The organism is Halomonas sp. BM-2019, assembly GCF_017584085.1.
In genome coordinates this window covers 1,628,307-1,630,921 of record NZ_CP071922.1, presented here as the reverse complement: position 1 = coordinate 1,630,921, position 2,615 = coordinate 1,628,307, and the positions used below count along the sequence as shown (strand labels likewise).

The 2,615-nt window shown below is 68.7% G+C and carries 2 protein-coding genes; both read left to right on the top strand.

The window, feature by feature from the left end; genetic code table 11:
- Positions 1 to 1,149 (top strand): adenylosuccinate lyase (gene purB / locus J5F18_RS08235; protein ID WP_346301783.1); only part of this gene is annotated, 1,149 nt, incomplete at its 5' end.
- Between the two features lie 289 nt (positions 1,150 to 1,438).
- A complete protein-coding gene (locus tag J5F18_RS08230) occupies positions 1,439 to 2,605 on the top strand; it encodes a cupin domain-containing protein (RefSeq protein WP_346301782.1) in 1,167 nt (388 codons plus the stop codon).
- Positions 2,606 to 2,615 lie beyond the last annotated feature (10 nt).

Genomic DNA, 2,615 nt, shown 5'->3' with positions numbered 1-2,615 from the left:
GACTTCTGCCTGGAGGACGCCCAGCGCATCAAGGATATCGAGCGCACCACCAATCACGACGTCAAGGCGGTGGAGTACTTCCTCAAGGAGAAGATCGAGGGCCAACCGGAGCTCCACGCCATCACCGAGTTCGTGCACTTCGCCTGCACCAGCGAGGACATCAACAACCTCTCCCACGGCGTGATGCTCAACGACGGCCTCAAGGTGCTGCTGCCCTGCATGCGCCAGGTAGCCGACGAGATCGCCCGCCTGGCCCAGGAGCACGCCGAGCTGCCGATGCTCTCGCGCACCCACGGCCAGACGGCGAGCCCCACCACCCTGGGCAAGGAGATGGCCAACGTCGCCTACCGGCTGCGCCGCCAGCTCGCGCAGATCGAGGGCGTGGAGATCCTCGGCAAGATCAACGGCGCGGTGGGCAACTACAACGCCCATCTCGCCACCTACCCGGAGGTGGACTGGGAGGCCAACGCCCGCACCTTCGTCGAGGGCCTGGGACTGACCTTCAACCCCTACACCACCCAGATCGAGCCCCACGACTATATCGCCGAGCTGTTCGATGCGATCTGCCGCTTCAACACCATCCTGCTCGACTTCGACCGCGATGTCTGGGGCTACATCTCGCTGGGCTACTTCAAGCAGAAGACCGTGGCCGGCGAAATCGGCTCCTCCACCATGCCCCACAAGGTCAACCCCATCGACTTCGAGAACTCCGAGGGCAACCTGGGCCTGGCCAACGCGGTGCTCGGCCACCTGGCCCAGAAGCTGCCGATCTCCCGCTGGCAGCGCGACCTCACCGACTCCACGGTGCTGCGCAACCTGGGCGTGGGCCTGGCCTACGGCCTGATCGCCTATCAGGCCTCCCTCAAGGGCATCGGCAAGCTCGAGGCCAACCCGGCGCGCCTGGCCGAGGACCTCGACGCCAGCTGGGAGGTGCTCGCCGAGCCGATCCAGACGGTGATGCGCCGCTACGGCATCGAGAAGCCCTACGAGAAGCTCAAGGAGCTGACCCGCGGCAAGCGCATCGACCAGGCCGGCTTCGCCGCCTTCATCGATACGCTCGAGCTGCCCGAAGCGGTCAAGGTCGAGCTCAAGGCGCTGAGCCCCGCCACCTATATCGGCAACGCCGTCGAGCAGGCGCGCCGGCTGTAAGCGCCTAGCGCCTAGCGCCTAGCGCCTAGCGCCTAGCGCCTAGCCAGTATGGTAAGCGGCGCCGGGGACAGGCCTGAAGAGGGTCCGATTCCAGGGGTGAGGAGCACTGCTCCGAACGGGCTGGCCATGGATGGCCAGCACCGGCCCTGCAAGCGGAGCAGGATGCGAGCGCGCCGCAGGGAATCGGTAGCGTACAGGGAGGTATTTACAGCGCCCTCGCACAGGCCTGTCGCCGGAACAGCCGCGACTCGAAGCCACCAAGGCTTCAGCTTCATAAAGGGTGGTCCCCATGTCCTCCGATACCCCGCTACAACTGCTCGGCGGCCTGAGTGCCACCGAGTTTCTGCGCGACATCTGGCAACAGCGACCGCTGCTGATCCGCGGCGCCTTCCCCGACTTCGAGTGTCCGCTGGACCCCGACGAGCTGGCGGGGCTCGCCTGCGAAGATGGCGTAGAGGCGCGCCTGGTGGAGGAGCACGGCGAGGACGGGCCCTGGCAGGTACGCCACGGCCCCTTCGACGAGGCGGTGTTCGGCGAGCTGCCCGAGCGGGACTGGACCCTGCTGGTGCAGGCCGTGGACCACTACGTGCCCGAGGTGGCCGAGCTGCTCGAGGCCTTCACCTTCCTGCCCCGCTGGCGGCTCGACGACATCATGATCAGCTACGCCCCCCCGGGCGGCAGCGTCGGCCCCCACATGGACCAGTACGACGTCTTTCTGCTCCAGGGCATGGGCCGCCGCCGCTGGCAGCTGGGCGGCAAGGTCGCCGACGAGGCGCCGATCATCCCCGGCATCGACCTGCGCATCCTCGAGCGCTTCGAGGTGACTCCCGGCGACGACTGGGTGCTCGAACCCGGCGATATGCTCTACCTGCCGCCGGGCTGGGCCCACCACGGCGTTAGCCAGTCCGACGACTGCCTGACCCTCTCGGTGGGCTTCCGCGCCCCCTCTGCCGACGAAGCCATCACCTCCTTCGCCGACTACCTGGGCGAGCAGCTGCCCGCGTCGCTGCGCTACGCCGATGCCGGCATGGCGCCCCCCGACGACCCGAGTGAACTCGATGACGCGGCCGTGGCACGCATGCGCCGACTGATCCTCGAGACCCTGGACGACCCCGCCCGGCTGGCCCAGTGGTTCGGCCGGGCGATGACCCAGCCCAAGTACGTGGACCAGTTGGTGCCCCGCGAGCAGCCCACCGCCCCCGCCGAGCTTGTCGCCGAACTACAGGCCGGCGGCGAGCTGGTGCGCTGCCGCGGCTCCCGCTTCGCCTGGCGCGCCCTGGACGGCGAGCGCGCCACCCTGTTTGCCGATGGCGATGGGGTCACCTGCGCCCTGCCTCTGGCCCGGGCACTGGCCTCCGACGCGGCGCTGGACGCCGAGGCTCTGGCCCTGCCCGGTGCCGCCGAGTTGCTGGCCGCCCTGCTGGACGCCGGCAGCCTGAGCTGGGCCGATGAGTAGAATCAGGGGC

What these genes read in the sequence shown, in the direction of transcription:
- J5F18_RS08230 (WP_346301782.1), top strand. Translation starts at nt 1,439, where the DNA reads ATGTCCTCCGATACCCCGCTACAACTGCTCGGCGGCCTGAGTGCCACC.